Raw genomic sequence first — 15,610 nt, 5'->3', positions numbered from 1 at the left:
AAAACGAGAATTAAAAAACAGCTTTCCGAATTAAAGAATTTGCTTGGCGACCATAGCGTTTTGGACCCACCTGACTTCCATTCCGAACTCAGAAGTGAAACGAAATAGCGCCGATGGTAGTGTGGGGTTTCCCCATGTGAGAGTAGGACATCGCCAGGCTTTAAATTTTGGACGTTCGCTTTAAAGCGGATGATACCACTGCGGAGTGGTAGTTCAGTTGGTTAGAATACCGGCCTGTCACGCCGGGGGTCGCGGGTTCGAGTCCCGTCCACTCCGCCACTTATTAGAAAGCCTAGTCGAAAGACTAGGCTTTTGTCGTTTATGGCACATAACTCCCTTTTAGGGAAATCGAGTCAGGCTTATGTGCGAATCCAGTTGTACGCATGCCCAGCTATTTGACCGTTTAAGAAACCTCGCTAAAACAAACAGGCTTCTTTCTAACGTTCTAGATTACCTCCCCGTCTATCATGCTATAGGCAGCTGTTTTACTTCTTCGCATATTTACTAATGTGAATAATCGTGAATTCTCCAACTTGTATGTCATTAGCTGTAAGAAGTCACACGTCAGTTCTTAAGCTTTGAACCATTAGGAGAAGAGACTGCCTAGATTCGAATTCATGTATAGCTCTTAGCTTCAAGTCATAAGCCACCAAAAACCTATTAGCAATGTATTAGAAATAAAAACGCCCAACAGTTGTTGGGCGTTGATCTATTATGTTTGAAGCTGCTAGATTACAGAATGCGTTTTAATACTCCATCGGCTTTCAAGCGAGTAATTTTTCTTACCAGCTTTTGTACACCGAACGGATAATCTTCGACTTTTTCTAGCTGTCTGTAAGTGCAGATTAAGTGGGTATGCTCTAGGATTCGTGAAACTTCCTCCTCGAACTTATTGGTGAGCTGAGCGTAGTTATCTTGAATCAATAAGCCATTCTCTAGGTCAAGTGACCACGCTCGCGGATTCAAGTTATTACCTGTCAGTAGCATGTATCGTTTATCGACCCAAATACCTTTTAGGTGGAAGCTGTTATTGTCGTGCTTCCATAAGTGAATCGATAGTTTTCGTGCTGCTATGTTGGCTTCATTTGCTTTAGCGAAGCGACGAAGGTTCACTTCATAAAGATAAGGTAAACCACCAATGGTTTTAAAATCTTCTTCAGGAGAGATATAGAAATCATTGGCTATCTTATCGCCGACCACGATGGTGACTTTCACACCACGCTTCATAGCACGTTTCACTTCACGGTGAATCGCTTTAGGAAAGTTGAAGTACGGAGTACAGATGAAGATTTCATTTTGAGCCGCCGCGAGTAACTTTACTATCTGTTGATTTAATATATTACGTCGTTTACCTAAACCAACCAGTGGCGTGACTTTTACGTCTTCTTCGGTTTCTGTCTGGCTTTCAAACTGGTAACTTGCTTGAGATAGTGAAGCGCGTAATTGGCGAATAGCCGATTTGATTTCTTTTGTTTCTGGCTTGTATTGGTTAGCAAGGTCATTGACTGCAGGATGAGCGATCATCTCATTCTGAATAAATTGCGCCATTGAGTCTGCGAGAGATTCATTGCGAATGACATGGTAGCGGTCAAAGCGATAACGGCCATGATAGTTCAGATAGACATTATTTAAGCTTGCTCCGCTGTAAATAACAGTGTCATCGACAATGAAGCCTTTCAAATGCAGAACACCAAAGACTTCTCGACCACGTACGGGAATGCCATATACAGGAATTCGGTGTTGGTACTTTTGTGCGAATGCCTTATACAGAGCTGAGTTACCTTCAGAGGTTTCTGCACCAATCAAACCGCGTTGTGCTCGGTGCCAATCTACACAGATATTGATATCCAGCCCTGGATTACGTTGCTTCGCCTCGTAAAGTGCTGTGAGTATTTCACGTCCAGCCTCGTCATCTTCCAGATATAGAGCGACTAGGTAAATTCGTGACGTTGCTTTGCTTATCGCATCCAGAAGGCGAGCCCTGAATTCTTGTGCAGAATACAGAACGTCAAAGTCCTCAGGATTTACTGCGAGGCTTGGCAACTGTTCGAATGGATTCCTACTTACTATCATATCGGTGTGAGTACCTTTATTTAGTGCAATATTGCGAACCTGATATTTTATCAAAGATATGATTTATCTGGCTACAAAAGCACGCGGTTTGAAGTCTAGGATGGGATGAATTGCATTGGAATGAGATCTTTACCGCTATCAACGTAGCGCTGAAAGGCCATTTTCAATGAGTTTGGGAGTTTTGAGCTATCGATGGTCTTAAAACCATGTTGAGAGTAATAAGTCTCTAAGTGCATAAACGCAAAGCAATAATCACCATCGGTGAAAACTTTGTTTTTGCAGTGAGTCAGTAACGCATTCCCCACACCAGTTCCCCTATATTCAGGAACAACAAGCATCCCAGTTAATAATCGATAGTTTTCCACGCTCTTCATACGCAGTAGAGCTACGATAGATCCTTCATGACTTGCCGTGATGATCAATTCATCTCTTTTCGCTCGCCCTGAGGGATAGTGTGCTTTATACAACCTCTTAATGAGAGGAAGCTTGATGGGATTTAACACTTCTATGATTAATGAGTTAGGTATTGTCACTGCGGTTAAAAGAGTTCTAAGGTAGAATGTTGACAGTTTAAGAGAATCTTATCTGGCGTTGCAAACCACTATGCAAATTAAAACAAATGCGAGCCTTAAGGCTTATCACACTTTTGGTATCGAACAGACATGTTCGTATTTAGCCGTCGTTGAGTCTGTTGACGATGTTATTCAACTTTTTCAGGAACCTGCTTTCAAAAGCTTACCTAAGCTGTTCCTGGGCAAAGGAAGTAATGTGCTGTTCACTGAGCATTACGAAGGTCTGGTTATCGTCAATAGACTGCTTGGCAAAGTAGTTGAAGAGACTGACGAACATTACTTGCTACATATCGAAGGTGGTGAAGATTGGCCTGAATTAGTTTCCTGGTGTGTTGAGCGAGGCTTAGGTGGCATAGAAAACCTAGCGCTCATCCCTGGTTGTGCAGGCTCTGCGCCCATCCAAAACATTGGTGCTTACGGATTAGAATTGAAAGATGTTTGTGACTACGTGGATATCTTAGATCTCACAACATTTGAATCGCGACGCATGAACGCAGATGAGTGCGAATTTGGTTATCGTGACTCTATCTTTAAGCATGCTTTGTATGGTGAATGTTTTATTTCCGCTGTTGGACTTAAGCTGAACAAAGAATGGAAACCGATCAACCAATACGGTCCCTTGCAAAGTATTCCTACCGAACAGTTAAGTCCAGCATCCATATTTGAACGTGTTTGCCAGGTTCGCCAAGAAAAATTGCCTGATCCTGCGAAAGTGGGTAATGCAGGCAGCTTTTTTAAGAACCCTGTGATCTCGCAAGATCATTATGATCGACTGGTTAAGACGCATCATGATCTGGTGGCGTACCCTGCAGAAAATGGAATGAAAGTGGCTGCGGGTTGGCTCATTGATCAATGTGGTCTTAAAGGGATCTCTGTTAATGGTGCGCAAGTTAACCCTTTGCAAGCATTAGTGCTGACTAACGTAGACAACTGCAGTGCGCAAGATGTATTGGCTCTGGCATCTCTCGTTAAGCAGACGGTATGGAATAAATACCAGATAGAGCTCGAGCATGAAGTTCGGTTTATCAATCGTGGTGGTGAAACCAATCTTGCTGAGATAGAGGCTGCGCAATGAGAAAAGAGCATGCAACAAAACTGCATATCCTGAAAACACTCAGTGATGGCGAGTTCCATTCAGGTGAAGCCCTAGGTCATGACCTTGGTATCTCAAGAGCCGCCATTGCTAAGCATATTAAAGGTCTGAGTGAATGGGGTGTGGATATATACCGTATTCAAGGACGTGGTTATCAATTGGCTCATCCCATGCAATTGTTAGACGAGACGAGACTCACGGATAGCTCCGAGCCAAAACTGGAGTTAATCCCAGTGATTGATTCCACCAACCAGTACTTGTTAGAGCGGGTGAATGAATCCGAAAAAGGCCGTGTTTGTGTCGCTGAGTACCAAGCTAGCGGTCGTGGCCGTCGCGGCCGTCAGTGGGTTTCTCCGTTTGGTTCCAACTTATATTTGTCTATGTACTGGCGTCTTGATGCGGGGATGGCCGCAGCAATGGGCTTGAGTCTCGTTATTGGTATCGCTGCGGTTGAAGCATTAGAAGAGATGGGCATCCAAGGCGTTAAGCTCAAATGGCCAAACGATCTCTATTATCAAGATAAAAAGCTCGCGGGCATTCTGGTAGAAATGTCAGGCCAAGCCGGTGGTGCAGCTAATCTCGTAATAGGAATGGGTCTAAACATTGGTATGCCAGATAAACAGCCTGATATTGACCAGCCCTGGACGACTTTAAATCAAGTGTGTGCTGATCTCCGCTTAGACAGAACTCAGCTTGCTTTGACGCTAATTGAGCATTGGAAGACGATACTGGTCGATTACGAAATGATGGGACTGGCAGGCTTTGTCGATCGCTGGAATCGTCTGGATAACTTCATTGGACGCCCGGTCAAACTCTTAATGGGAGCCAGAGAAGTGAAGGGGATTGTTCAAGGTATCGATCAGCAAGGTGGTGTGGTACTTGAGACTGACAATGGATTAGAAACCTACATTGGTGGAGAGATTTCTTTGAGAAAAGGGGATTGAGTTATCCCCTTACTTTCGTAGAGATACTTTGTCTACGAGGTGATTAACCCCTTTATGTAAGATCAAATGGGCTCTTTCTCGGGTAGGAAGAATATTATGCTCTAAGTTGAGCCCATTAATACTCTGCCAGATCTCTCTTGCTTTACTTTTCGCTTCTTCAGTCGACAGCTGAGTATAGTGACTAAAATAAGACCCTGGTTTGGTAAAAGCTCCTCGGCGGAACTTCAAAAATCTTTCCACATACCATTGTTCAATGGTGTCAGACTCCGCATCGACGTAAATAGAGAAATCCAAGAAGTCTGAAACAAACACGCGATGAGGATCGTGGGGATAATCCATACCGCTCTGTAATACGTTTAACCCTTCAATGATCAGAACATCAGGCCTGTCGACTTTTTTGAGTTCGTCGGTAATGTCATAAGTAATATGCGAGTAGACAGGCACTTCAAGATCCGGCTTCCCGGCTTTTACATCAGACATAAACTCAACTAAGCGTTTGATGTCGTAAGACTCAGGGAAACCCTTGCGATGCATGATGCCTTTTTCTTCCAAGACTTTCTTGGGATACAAAAAGCCATCCGTCGTAACCAAAGATACTTTAGGGTGATTTTCCCAGCGGGAAAGCAGCGCTTTTAGAATACGAGCTGTTGTGCTTTTGCCTACCGCTACACTCCCAGCGATTCCAATCACAAAGGGAGGGGCATGTTCTTCAGTATTCAAAAATTGTTGAAGAACCGTATTACGACTCTGGCGAGCCTGTACATACAAATTTAACAGGCGAGACAATGGCAGGTAGATTTCTACTGCCTCCTCCATGGTAAGATTTTCATTTATGCCCTGAAGTGCAGTTAAGTCTTCTTCAGAAAGTGTCATTGGCACAGAGTTTCTTAAATCTGCCCAGTTGGCACGGTCAAATGACAAAAATGGACTCATGGGGCTCTTTCATCCTTGGTTTCATTGAGAGCATGAACATACATCAAGCGCACTTTAAAGCAAGCGACAGAGGTCGAAGTTTGCTTTAAAAAAGCGAAGTTTGTACGTTTTTGCAGCAAATGAATCCAAAAAATCGAAATTTATGATTTTTTTTTAAATTCCTATTGCAACCTAGAAAATCATTCAATAGAATGCGCACCACTTATGCCGACTTAGCTCAGTAGGTAGAGCAACTGACTTGTAATCAGTAGGTCACCAGTTCGATTCCGGTAGTCGGCACCATTCTCTCCTGTTTCTTAACGAAACAACTAGTAGTGAGAATGGCTAGAAATTTTGGAGGGGTTCCCGAGTGGCCAAAGGGAGCAGACTGTAAATCTGCCGGCACTGCCTTCGATGGTTCGAATCCGTCCCCCTCCACCATATTCTTTAGGAAATAGCTCTCAGAGTTACGTGTTGCGGGCATCGTATAATGGCTATTACCTCAGCCTTCCAAGCTGATGATGCGGGTTCGATTCCCGCTGCCCGCTCCACTCTAATTTGAGTGCTGATATAGCTCAGGTGGTAGAGCGCATCCTTGGTAAGGATGAGGTCGGCAGTTCGAGTCTGCCTATCAGCACCAGCTCTAAAGTTTATTTCCTTTTGATATTAGATTTACCAATAATCTTTTTTTTGGTTGCGTGGTCAAACTGGGCCACCAAAATCCGTACCTAGAGGGACCACTCATGTCTAAAGCAAAATTTGAACGTGTAAAACCGCACGTAAACGTTGGTACTATCGGCCACGTTGACCACGGTAAAACAACTCTAACTGCAGCTATCTGTACTACTCTTGCTAAAGTTTACGGCGGTGAAGCGAAAGACTTCGCATCTATCGATAACGCTCCAGAAGAGCGTGAGCGCGGTATCACAATCTCTACTTCTCACGTAGAGTACGACACTCCAACTCGTCACTACGCACACGTAGACTGCCCAGGACACGCTGACTATGTTAAAAACATGATCACTGGTGCTGCGCAAATGGACGGCGGCATCCTAGTTGTTGCTGCAACAGATGGCCCAATGCCTCAAACTCGTGAGCACATCCTACTAGGCCGTCAGGTTGGTATCCCATACATCATCGTATTCATGAACAAATGTGACATGGTTGACGATGAAGAGCTACTAGAACTAGTAGAAATGGAAGTTCGTGAGCTTCTATCTGAGTATGATTTCCCAGGTGATGACCTACCAGTTATCCAAGGTTCTGCACTAGGCGCACTAAACGGCGAAGAGCAGTGGGAAGCGAAAATCGTTGAACTAGCAGAAGCGCTAGATTCATACATCCCAGAACCAGAGCGTGCAGTAGACCTACCGTTCCTAATGCCAATCGAAGACGTATTCTCGATCCAAGGCCGTGGTACTGTAGTAACTGGTCGTATCGAACGTGGTATCCTAAACGTAGGTGACGAAGTTGCTATCGTTGGTATCAAAGACACCATCACTACTACATGTACTGGTGTTGAAATGTTCCGTAAGCTTCTAGACGAAGGTCGTGCGGGTGAGAACGTTGGTGCACTTCTACGTGGTACTAAGCGTGACGAAGTAGAACGTGGTCAAGTACTAGCTAAGCCAGGTTCAATCACTCCACACACTAAATTCGAATCAGAAGTATACGTACTGTCTAAAGATGAAGGTGGTCGTCACACTCCATTCTTCAAAGGCTACCGTCCACAGTTCTACTTCCGTACAACTGACGTAACTGGTGACATCACGCTACCAGAAGGCGTAGAAATGGTAATGCCAGGCGACAACGTACAAATGACTGTTGAGCTAATCGCACCAATCGCAATGGACGAAGGTCTACGTTTCGCGATCCGTGAAGGTGGCCGTACAGTAGGTGCTGGTGTTGTTGCTAAGATCTTCGACTAATTCATAGCGAATTAGACGGATGCTATCGGAAAATCTTGAATTAGATTTGACGAACCAGTAGCAAAAAGGGCATCATTTGATGCCCTTTTTCTGCACTCAACATAATTTTTGCTGTTTTCTTGTCCAGAAGTTGCTTGAGTGCGGAGCAAGATTAAGCAAACGGGCTTAATCTTATTAAGAGTACGCTGATTTTTTCAGCGATTTGGAGTTTGCCCTGCAACAGCGGGGTTGTTGTCGTCTATATTAAGACTTGAAACAGGTTGGTTTTATGAAAGCAAATAATGCTGAAACTCCTGATAGCTCAAATGCAGCAGATACGTTCAAGTGGATCGTCGCTTTCGTATTGGCAGCTGCCGCTGTTGTGGGTAATTACCTGTATGGTGAAATGTCTGTAGTGATTCGCGCTGCAGGTGTTGTTGTTCTTATTGCAGCTGCTCTAGGCGTTGCAGCAACAACGACTAAAGGTAAAGCAGCGATCAGTTTTGCAAAAGAATCGCGTATGGAAGTACGTAAAGTTGTTTGGCCTACTCGCCAAGAAACCATGCAAACAACACTGATCGTTTTAGCTGTAAGTATTGTAATGGCTCTAGCGCTATGGGGTATTGACGGAATTATGGTTCGTCTAGTAGCTCTAGCGACTGGGGTATAGAGGGTTTTAATTCATGAGTGAAGCTCCAAAAAAACGCTGGTATGTGGTTCAAGCCTTCTCTGGATTTGAAGGTCGTGTAGCTCAATCTCTGCGCGAGCATATCAAAATGCACGGCATGGAAGAGCTATTCGGTGAAGTACTAGTTCCTACTGAAGAAGTAGTAGAAATGCGCGCGGGTCAGCGCCGCAAATCTGAGCGTAAGTTCTTCCCAGGTTACGTCCTTGTTCAGATGATTATGAACGATGAATCATGGCACCTTGTACGCAGTGTGCCGCGTGTCATGGGCTTCATTGGTGGTACCTCGGACCGTCCTGCTCCTATCACAGATAAAGAAGCTGACGCGATTCTTAACCGTCTTGAGAAAGCGAGCGAAGCGCCACGTCCTCGTACTATGTACGAAGCGGGTGAAGTGGTACGTGTTAATGAAGGTCCATTTGCTGACTTCAACGGTACTGTTGAAGAAGTGGATTATGAGAAGAGCCGCCTGAAAGTGTCTGTATCGATCTTTGGTCGTGCAACACCAGTTGAGCTTGAATTTGGTCAGGTTGAAAAACTAGACTAAGACTCTTAATTTAAAGAGTATAAAAAATCACCTTTTTAGGGTTGTATAAGGCGCGAATTATTACTATAATTTCGCGCCTTTTTACTTCTAGTGAAGTAAAAAGTATCTTACACAAACGGGGAGCTGATCTGTGATTAGCGCTAGTACCCAAATTTAGGAATTATCATGGCTAAGAAAGTTGAAGCTTACATCAAGCTACAAGTTGCTGCTGGTATGGCTAACCCTAGTCCACCAGTAGGTCCTGCACTAGGTCAACACGGTGTTAACATCATGGAATTCTGTAAAGCGTTCAACGCGAAAACAGAATCTATCGAGAAAGGTCTACCGACTCCAGTAGTTATCACTGTTTACAACGACCGTTCTTTCACGTTCGTAACTAAGACTCCACCTGCTGCTGTTCTACTTAAGAAAGCTGCTGGCGTTAAGTCTGGTTCAGGTCGTCCAAACACTGAAAAAGTTGGTACTGTAACTGACGCTCAAATCCAAGAAATCGCAGAAACTAAAGCTGCTGATATGACTGGTGCTGACATCGAAGCGATGAAACGCTCAATCGCTGGTACTGCTCGTTCAATGGGCCTAGTGGTAGAGGGTTAAGATCATGGCAAAACTAACTAAGCGCATGCGCGTAATCCGCGAAAAAGTTGACGTAACTAAAGAATACGAAATCAACGAAGCTGTTGCTCTTCTTCAAGAACTAGCGACTGCTAAATTCGTTGAGTCTGTAGACGTTGCTGTTAACCTAGGCATCGATGCTCGTAAATCTGACCAGAACGTACGTGGTGCAACTGTACTACCTCACGGTACTGGCCGCGAAATCCGCGTTGCAGTGTTCACTCAAGGTGCAAACGCTGAAGCAGCTAAAGAAGCTGGCGCAGACATCGTTGGTATGGAAGATCTTGCTGAGCAAGTGAAGAAAGGCGAAATGAACTTTGACGTAGTTGTTGCTTCTCCAGATGCAATGCGCGTTGTAGGTCAACTAGGTACTATCCTAGGTCCTCGCGGTCTAATGCCAAACCCTAAAGTTGGTACTGTAACTCCTAACGTTGCTGAAGCAGTTAAGAACGCTAAAGCTGGTCAGGTTCGTTACCGTAACGACAAAAACGGCATCATCCACACTACTATCGGTAAAGCTAACTTCTCTGCAGAGCAGATCAAAGAGAACCTAGAGTCTCTTCTAATCGCTCTTAAGAAAGCTAAGCCATCTTCAGCGAAAGGTACTTTCCTGAAGAAAGTAAGCATCTCTACTACTATGGGTGCTGGTGTTGCTGTTGATCAGGCTAGCCTGAACACTCAAGCATAATTTATTTGCTTAGGTGCAAAATTAGTGTATAATTTTGCGCCTAATATTTGTGGTTGGGGCTGAACTTTGGTTCTTTGAACTGTCTCCTAGTTCGAATTGAATTAAGACCCAGTCTCCGTCCAAGACCGTAGGTGTTTGTTAATTTACAAACTTAATTGCCCTACGTAGATGGTGCCCGAACTGACAGAAAGCTCTATATTTTAATAGTTAACTTTCTTCTGGGAAGCACCTAAATAGCTCTCACTGTCGTGATGATAGTGAGTGGTGTAACGACAACCAGGAGTAAATCCAAGATGGCTTTAAACCTTCAAGACAAAAAAGCAATTGTTGCTGAAGTCAACGAAGCTGCCAGTGGTGCACTTTCTGCAGTTGTAGCTGATTCTCGTGGCGTTCAAGTTGGCGCGATGACTTCTCTACGTAAACAAGCTCGTGAAGCTGGTGTTTACATGAGAGTTGTTCGTAACACACTTGCTCGTCGTGCGGTTGAAGGTACTGAGTACGAGTGTCTAACTGACACTTTCACTGGTCCTACTCTAATCGCGTTCTCTAACGAGCACCCAGGTGCTGCAGCGCGTCTTTTCAAAGACTTCGCTAAAGAGAACAAAGACTTCGAGATCAAAGCTGCTGCATTTGAAGGCGCGCTAACTGACGCTGAAGTACTAGCGACACTACCAACTTACGACGAAGCAATCGCACGCCTAATGATGTGCATGAAAGAAGCTTCTGCTGGCAAGCTGGTACGTACCTTCGCTGCTATCCGCGATCAAAAAGAAGAAGCAGCGGCGTAAGCCTTGCTTTTTACTGGTTGCTTAATAAACTTATTGTTGACTTAAAAGAGAATTGTTATGTCTATTACTAACGAGCAAATCCTAGACGCAGTTGCAGAAATGTCTGTAATGCAAGTTGTTGAACTAATCGAAGCAATGGAAGAGAAATTCGGTGTTTCTGCTGCTGCTGCTGTTGTAGCTGGCGGCGCTGCTGCAGGCGAAGCTGCTGCTGAGCAAACTGAATTCGACGTAATCCTAGAAGCTGCTGGCGGTAACAAAGTTGCTGTAATCAAAGCAGTACGTGGCGCAACTGGCCTAGGTCTTAAAGAAGCTAAAGCTCTTGTAGACGGCGCTCCAGCACCTCTTAAAGAAGGTGTTGACAAAGCAGAAGCTGACGCTCTTAAAGCTCAGCTAGAAGAAGCTGGTGCAACTGTTGCTGTTAAGTAATTATTGCATAGTTTCTTAGCCTAACGGCTAATTGGCTGGTGGTTTTTTAACCACCGGCCTTTTTGCGCTGTAGGGTATAGGTGAATTTTCCCGCTGTTTAAGCGCCTTATACCCATGCAAAAAACATTTCATTCTATCGAAATGAAATGTCACTACAGTAAACAGCTATTTAGTCACTGTCCCTTACCCCCCTTAAGTAACTAGGAGCGGGCGGACAGTTTGGGTCACTTATCAGCGAGCTGAGGAACCCCATGGTTTACTCTTATACCGAGAAAAAGCGCATCCGTAAGGACTTTGGTACTCGTCCACAAGTTTTGGACATTCCATACCTGCTATCGATCCAGCTCGATTCGTTCGACAAATTTATCGAACAGGATCCTGAAGGTCAATACGGTCTTGAAGCCGCTTTCCGTTCTGTATTTCCAATTCAGAGCTACAACGGCAATTCTGAGCTGCAATACGTTAGCTACCGTCTTGGTGAGCCAGTTTTTGACGTTAAAGAATGTCAAATCCGCGGTGTAACTTACTCAAAGCCACTACGTGTAAAACTACGCCTAGTTATCTTTGATAAAGACGCGCCAGCAGGTACTGTAAAAGACATTAAAGAACAAGAAGTCTACATGGGTGAAATTCCACTCATGACAGACAATGGTACCTTCGTAATCAACGGTACCGAGAGGGTTATCGTATCCCAGCTGCACCGAAGCCCAGGCGTGTTCTTCGACAGCGATAAGGGTAAGACCCACTCATCAGGTAAAGTTCTATACAACGCACGTGTTATTCCTTACCGTGGTTCATGGCTTGATTTCGAGTTTGATCCTAAGGATAACCTGTACGTACGTATCGACCGCCGTCGTAAGCTACCAGCATCGATCATCCTTCGTGCACTAGGTAAATCGACTGAAGAAATCCTAGATATCTTCTTCGAGAAAGTGAACTTCGAAGTGAAAGACCAAACTCTACTGATGGAGTTGGTTCCTGATCGTCTACGTGGTGAAACTGCGTCATTCGACATCGAAGCAGATGGCAAAGTTTACGTTGAGCAAGGTCGTCGCGTAACGGCTCGTCATATCCGCCAACTAGAAAAAGATGGCGTTGATCACATCGAAGTACCAGTTGAGTACATCGTTGGTAAAGTTGCATCGAAAGATTACATCAACGAAGCAACAGGCGAGATCATTGTTACTGCTAACCAGGAAATCAGCCTGGAAGCACTAGCGAACCTATCTCAGGCTGGTCACAAAGCGCTAGAAGTTCTGTTTACGAACGATCTAGACCACGGTCCATTCATGTCAGAAACACTACGTATCGACAGCACTGTTGATCGTATTTCTGCATTGGTAGAAATCTACCGCATGATGCGCCCTGGTGAGCCGCCAACAAAAGAAGCTGCAGAAGCACTATTCGAAAGCCTATTCTTCTCTGAAGAGCGTTACGATCTATCGACTGTTGGTCGTATGAAGTTCAACAGCTCTATCGGTCGTGAAGATGCTCAAGAGCAGGGCACACTAGACGAAACTGATATCGTCGAAGTGATGAAGAAGCTTATCGCGATCCGTAACGGTAAAGGCGAAGTGGACGATATCGACCACCTAGGCAACCGTCGTATCCGTTCTGTAGGCGAAATGGCTGAGAACCAGTTCCGTGTAGGTCTAGTACGTGTTGAGCGTGCAGTTAAAGAGCGTCTAAGCCTAGGCGATCTTGATGCTGTTATGCCTCAAGACCTGATCAACGCGAAGCCAATTTCTGCAGCAGTTAAAGAATTCTTTGGCTCTTCACAGCTTTCACAGTTCATGGACCAAAACAACCCGTTATCAGAAGTAACGCACAAGCGTCGTATTTCTGCATTGGGTCCTGGCGGTCTAACTCGTGAACGTGCTGGCTTCGAAGTACGTGACGTACACGTAACTCACTACGGTCGTCTATGTCCTATCGAAACGCCTGAAGGTCCAAACATCGGTCTGATCAACTCTCTATCTGCGTTTGCGCGTTGTAACGAGTACGGTTTCCTAGAGACTCCATACCGTCGCGTTGTAGATGGCGTTGTTACAGACGAAGTAGATTACCTATCTGCAATCGAAGAAGGCCAATTCGTTATCGCACAGGCTAACGCTGCGTTGACTGAAGAAGGTACGTTTGCAGATGAGCTGATCACAGCTCGTCAGAAAGGTGAATCTGGTCTACACCCTCGTGAGCACGCTCAGTACATGGACGTTGCGACAAACCAGGTTGTATCTATCGCTGCATCGCTTATCCCGTTCCTAGAACACGATGATGCGAACCGTGCATTGATGGGTGCGAACATGCAACGTCAGGCAGTTCCAACACTGAAAGCTGACAAACCGCTTGTTGGTACTGGTATTGAACGTAACGTAGCCGTTGACTCAGGTGTAACTGCAGTTGCGAAACGTGGTGGTGTAATCCAGTCAGTAGATGCTTCTCGTATCGTTGTTAAAGTGAACGAAGAAGAGCTAGTACCAGGCGAAGCTGGTATCGACATCTACAACCTGACTAAATACACACGTTCTAACCAGAACACATGTATTAACCAGCGCCCATGTGTGATGCCAGGTGAACCTGTATCACGCGGCGACGTACTTGCTGATGGTCCTTCAACAGACCTTGGTGAGCTAGCGCTTGGTCAAAACATGCGTATCGCGTTCATGCCTTGGAACGGTTACAACTTCGAAGACTCGATCTTAGTATCTGAGCGCGTAGTTCAAGAAGACCGCTTCACGACAATCCACATTCAAGAACTGACTTGTGTGGCACGTGATACTAAGCTGGGCTCTGAAGAGATCACAGCGGATATTCCAAACGTAGGTGAATCTGCTCTGTCTAAACTAGACGAGTCAGGTATCGTTTACATTGGTGCTGAAGTTAAGGGTGGCGACATCCTGGTTGGTAAAGTAACACCTAAAGGTGAAACTCAGCTGACTCCTGAAGAGAAGCTACTACGTGCGATCTTCGGTGAAAAAGCATCTGATGTTAAAGATACGTCACTACGTGTACCGAACTCTGTATCAGGTACGATCATCGACGTTCAAGTCTTCACTCGCGATGGCGTAGAGAAAGACAAGCGTGCGCTTGAAATCGAACAGATGCAGCTTAAAGAAGCGAAGAAAGACCTAACTGAAGAATTCCAGATTCTTGAGGGTGGCCTTCTAAACCGTGTTAAAGCTGTTCTGATTGAAGGCGGTTACTCTGAAGCGAAACTAGAGTCTACTGAACGTAAGAAGTGGCTAGAGCTAACGCTGGAAGATGACGCTCTACAAACTCAGCTAGAGCAACTTGCTGAGCAGTGGGACGAGCTAAAAGCTGACTTCGATAAGAAGTTCGAAACTAAGCGTCGTAAGATCACTCAAGGTGATGATCTAGCACCTGGCGTACTGAAGATCGTTAAGGTTTACCTAGCGGTTAAACGTCGTATCCAGCCTGGTGATAAGATGGCCGGTCGTCACGGTAACAAGGGTGTAATCTCTAAGATCAACCCTGTTGAAGACATGCCATACGATGAAAAAGGTCAGCCTGTAGACATCGTACTTAACCCACTGGGTGTACCTTCGCGTATGAACATCGGTCAGATCCTAGAAGTTCACTTAGGTCTGGCAGCGAAAGGTATCGGTGACAAGATCAACCAGATGGTTAAAGAGCAGCAAGAACTAGCGAAATTCCGCGAGTTCCTACAAAAAGTTTACGATCTAGGTGAGACTCGCCAGAAAGTAGACGTTGCTTCTCTGTCTGATGATGAAGTTCGTACACTGATCAAGAACCTGCGTGGCGGTCTACCAATCGCGACGCCAGTATTTGACGGTGCTTCTGAGCATCTAATCAAAGAGCTTCTAAAACTAGCAGACCTACCAACATCTGGTCAGCTAACGCTGTTTGATGGTCGCACAGGTGATGCGTTTGAGCGTCCTGTAACTGTTGGTTACATGTACATGCTGAAACTGAACCACCTTGTTGATGACAAGATGCACGCTCGTTCAACTGGTTCGTACAGCCTAGTAACTCAGCAACCACTTGGTGGTAAAGCTCAGTTCGGTGGTCAGCGTTTCGGTGAGATGGAAGTATGGGCACTAGAAGCATACGGTGCTGCTTACACTCTACAAGAAATGCTAACTGTTAAGTCGGATGACGTTAACGGCCGTACTAAGATGTACAAGAACATCGTAGACGGAAGCCACAGCATGGAACCTGGTATGCCAGAATCGTTCAACGTATTGTTGAAAGAGATTCGCTCGCTAGGTATCAACATCGAGCTAGAAGACGAAGAGTAATCCCTTTCTCATTTGAGAAAAGTGATTATCTGGTAGAAAGCAGCTAGCGCTTGGCTGGCTGCTTTTAACTCCTTACAGGAGCT

13 protein-coding genes, 5 tRNA genes and 1 rRNA gene are annotated in these 15,610 nt (G+C 45.1%); 16 read left to right on the top strand and 3 right to left on the bottom strand.

All coding sequences use genetic code 11. The features are described from left to right. The first annotated feature begins 42 nt into the window (after positions 1-42). Together rrf and DBX26_RS14635 are read left to right on the top strand one after the other, a co-directional pair. A 5S ribosomal RNA gene (rrf, locus tag DBX26_RS14640) occupies positions 43-159 on the top strand. Between the two features lie 43 nt (positions 160-202). Further along, positions 203-279, top strand: a tRNA-Asp gene (locus tag DBX26_RS14635). A gap of 453 nt (positions 280-732) precedes the next feature. Here DBX26_RS14635 and pssA read toward each other — a convergent pair. Next, the gene (gene pssA / locus DBX26_RS14630) at positions 733-2,073 is read right to left on the bottom strand and encodes a CDP-diacylglycerol--serine O-phosphatidyltransferase (protein WP_118119593.1); all 1,341 of its coding nucleotides are present in this window, start codon (positions 2,071-2,073) and stop codon (positions 733-735) included. Between the two features lie 95 nt (positions 2,074-2,168). Beyond that, a complete protein-coding gene (locus tag DBX26_RS14625; RefSeq protein WP_065297511.1) occupies positions 2,169-2,576 on the bottom strand; it encodes a GNAT family N-acetyltransferase in 408 nt (135 codons plus the stop codon). A 100-nt stretch (positions 2,577-2,676) separates the two neighbouring features. Between DBX26_RS14625 and murB the strand changes: the two genes are divergently transcribed. Beyond that, entirely contained in the window at positions 2,677-3,720 is a 1,044-nt protein-coding gene (murB, locus tag DBX26_RS14620) for a UDP-N-acetylmuramate dehydrogenase (protein WP_118119589.1), read from the top strand. Beyond that, positions 3,717-4,682: a bifunctional biotin--[acetyl-CoA-carboxylase] ligase/biotin operon repressor BirA gene (gene birA, locus DBX26_RS14615; RefSeq protein WP_020334018.1), complete on the top strand. Its 966-nt coding sequence runs from the start codon at positions 3,717-3,719 to the stop codon at positions 4,680-4,682. The genes murB and birA overlap by 4 nt, the downstream gene beginning before the upstream one ends. Before the next feature lie 9 nt (positions 4,683-4,691). Here birA and coaA read toward each other — a convergent pair whose 3' ends face one another. After that, a complete protein-coding gene (gene coaA, locus DBX26_RS14610; RefSeq protein WP_118119586.1) occupies positions 4,692-5,615 on the bottom strand; it encodes a type I pantothenate kinase in 924 nt (307 codons plus the stop codon). Between the two features lie 206 nt (positions 5,616-5,821). On the opposite strand from coaA, the gene DBX26_RS14605 reads away from it, so the two are divergent. The 12 genes from DBX26_RS14605 to rpoB all read left to right on the top strand — a co-directional run bounded on the left by DBX26_RS14605 (position 5,822) and on the right by rpoB (position 15,527). Beyond that, positions 5,822-5,897: transfer RNA gene (locus DBX26_RS14605), tRNA-Thr, on the top strand. Positions 5,898-5,950: 53 nt separating this feature from the next. Beyond that, positions 5,951-6,035 (top strand) — tRNA-Tyr (locus tag DBX26_RS14600). 35 nt (positions 6,036-6,070) lie between these two features. After that, positions 6,071-6,145, top strand: a tRNA-Gly gene (locus tag DBX26_RS14595). Positions 6,146-6,158: 13 nt separating this feature from the next. After that, positions 6,159-6,234, top strand: a tRNA-Thr gene (locus DBX26_RS14590). A 103-nt stretch (positions 6,235-6,337) separates the two neighbouring features. Then, positions 6,338-7,522: an elongation factor Tu gene (gene tuf, locus DBX26_RS14585; RefSeq protein WP_014233170.1), complete on the top strand. Its 1,185-nt coding sequence runs from the start codon at positions 6,338-6,340 to the stop codon at positions 7,520-7,522. 268 nt (positions 7,523-7,790) lie between these two features. Continuing rightward, on the top strand, positions 7,791-8,171 hold the full coding sequence (secE, locus tag DBX26_RS14575; protein ID WP_020334711.1) for a preprotein translocase subunit SecE: 381 nt from the start codon (positions 7,791-7,793) through the stop codon (positions 8,169-8,171). A gap of 13 nt (positions 8,172-8,184) precedes the next feature. Next, positions 8,185-8,733 carry a transcription termination/antitermination protein NusG gene (nusG, locus tag DBX26_RS14570; RefSeq protein ID WP_005384681.1) on the top strand — a complete coding sequence of 183 codons (549 nt, stop codon included), beginning with the start codon at positions 8,185-8,187 and terminating at the stop codon, positions 8,731-8,733. Between the two features lie 165 nt (positions 8,734-8,898). After that, positions 8,899-9,327, top strand: a complete 429-nt coding sequence (rplK, locus tag DBX26_RS14565) for a 50S ribosomal protein L11 (protein ID WP_008078231.1) — start codon at positions 8,899-8,901, stop codon at positions 9,325-9,327. A 4-nt stretch (positions 9,328-9,331) separates the two neighbouring features. Beyond that, entirely contained in the window at positions 9,332-10,033 is a 702-nt protein-coding gene (gene rplA, locus DBX26_RS14560) for a 50S ribosomal protein L1 (RefSeq protein WP_014233286.1), read from the top strand. 293 nt (positions 10,034-10,326) lie between these two features. Then, positions 10,327-10,821, top strand: coding sequence for a 50S ribosomal protein L10 (rplJ, locus tag DBX26_RS14555; RefSeq protein WP_014233285.1), 495 nt, complete (start codon positions 10,327-10,329; stop codon positions 10,819-10,821). 57 nt (positions 10,822-10,878) lie between these two features. Continuing rightward, complete coding sequence (rplL, locus tag DBX26_RS14550; RefSeq protein ID WP_014233284.1) at positions 10,879-11,247, top strand: 50S ribosomal protein L7/L12; 369 nt, start codon at positions 10,879-10,881, stop codon at positions 11,245-11,247. A gap of 251 nt (positions 11,248-11,498) precedes the next feature. Further along, complete coding sequence (rpoB, locus tag DBX26_RS14545; RefSeq protein ID WP_020334708.1) at positions 11,499-15,527, top strand: DNA-directed RNA polymerase subunit beta; 4,029 nt, start codon at positions 11,499-11,501, stop codon at positions 15,525-15,527. Positions 15,528-15,610 lie beyond the last annotated feature (83 nt).

Source organism: Vibrio sp. dhg, from assembly GCF_003443775.1.
Taxonomy (GTDB): domain Bacteria; phylum Pseudomonadota; class Gammaproteobacteria; order Enterobacterales; family Vibrionaceae; genus Vibrio; species Vibrio natriegens.
The sequence above is the reverse complement of the archived record's forward strand: the minus strand, read 5'-3'. Positions and strand labels throughout refer to the sequence as shown.

What these genes read in the sequence shown, in the direction of transcription:
- rplJ (WP_014233285.1), top strand. Translation starts at nt 10,327, where the DNA reads ATGGCTTTAAACCTTCAAGACAAAAAAGCAATTGTTGCTGAAGTCAAC.
- rpoB (WP_020334708.1), top strand. Translation starts at nt 11,499, where the DNA reads ATGGTTTACTCTTATACCGAGAAAAAGCGCATCCGTAAGGACTTTGGT.
- pssA (WP_118119593.1), bottom strand. Translation starts at nt 2,073, where the DNA reads ATGATAGTAAGTAGGAATCCATTCGAACAGTTGCCAAGCCTCGCAGTA.
- rplL (WP_014233284.1), top strand. Translation starts at nt 10,879, where the DNA reads ATGTCTATTACTAACGAGCAAATCCTAGACGCAGTTGCAGAAATGTCT.
- birA (WP_020334018.1), top strand. Translation starts at nt 3,717, where the DNA reads ATGAGAAAAGAGCATGCAACAAAACTGCATATCCTGAAAACACTCAGT.
- rplK (WP_008078231.1), top strand. Translation starts at nt 8,899, where the DNA reads ATGGCTAAGAAAGTTGAAGCTTACATCAAGCTACAAGTTGCTGCTGGT.
- rplA (WP_014233286.1), top strand. Translation starts at nt 9,332, where the DNA reads ATGGCAAAACTAACTAAGCGCATGCGCGTAATCCGCGAAAAAGTTGAC.
- nusG (WP_005384681.1), top strand. Translation starts at nt 8,185, where the DNA reads ATGAGTGAAGCTCCAAAAAAACGCTGGTATGTGGTTCAAGCCTTCTCT.
- secE (WP_020334711.1), top strand. Translation starts at nt 7,791, where the DNA reads ATGAAAGCAAATAATGCTGAAACTCCTGATAGCTCAAATGCAGCAGAT.
- tuf (WP_014233170.1), top strand. Translation starts at nt 6,338, where the DNA reads ATGTCTAAAGCAAAATTTGAACGTGTAAAACCGCACGTAAACGTTGGT.
- coaA (WP_118119586.1), bottom strand. Translation starts at nt 5,615, where the DNA reads ATGAGTCCATTTTTGTCATTTGACCGTGCCAACTGGGCAGATTTAAGA.
- murB (WP_118119589.1), top strand. Translation starts at nt 2,677, where the DNA reads ATGCAAATTAAAACAAATGCGAGCCTTAAGGCTTATCACACTTTTGGT.